General features: G+C 29.6%; 1 protein-coding gene. It reads right to left on the bottom strand.

All coding sequences use genetic code 11. The features are described from left to right. Window positions 1-72: 72 nt before the first annotated feature. Window positions 73-574, bottom strand: a 502-nt coding sequence (locus E1171_RS24015; protein ID WP_222931280.1) for a hypothetical protein, incomplete at its 5' end; no start/stop codon positions are given.

Below are 574 nucleotides of genomic sequence, written 5' to 3'. Positions count from 1 at the left end.
ATTGATAGTGGCTGATTAAAATTTTAGTTAATACCTTGGGTAGGTATTACAGTATGTTTTTGCTTAAAAATATTATCTGTTTTTTCTAATAATAATGATGAATAGAATAATGAAAACTAGATGTATCCCAGCATTTAAAAGATAGTTATAGAATGGGTTTTCGTTTATTATTGGGATTTGGTATGCTATAACCGTGATGGAGGTGATTAATGCAGCTAAAATTACAATTAAGGAAAACCAACCAAATATTGCATTCTTATCAAATTCTTGGTTGACGGGGAGTAAAATTAAAAAAGGAAATATGAGTAGTAGTGAATAGGTGGAGGAAATCACCATCCAGAGAGAGGAAACCTTAAGAGAATTAGAGTTCTGACTCTCAATTGTTTTAAAGTTGTTTTGGATTTTTTTAATTTCATTTGGAATTGAATTTTCTTTATGTGTTGGAAAGCTAAATTTTAAAAAGTCAGAATAGTGCTTTTTGTTTATCACATCTTGTTCAAGCCTAATAATTTTGTAAAGATTTAGGGTGTCAACTTTATAGCTCGTTTTAAGACTTTGAATGCGCTCAAGTTGA

This window comes from Xanthovirga aplysinae (assembly GCF_009711365.1).
GTDB lineage: Bacteria > Bacteroidota > Bacteroidia > Cytophagales > Cyclobacteriaceae > Xanthovirga > Xanthovirga aplysinae.
The sequence above is the reverse complement of the archived record's forward strand: the minus strand, read 5'-3'. Positions and strand labels throughout refer to the sequence as shown.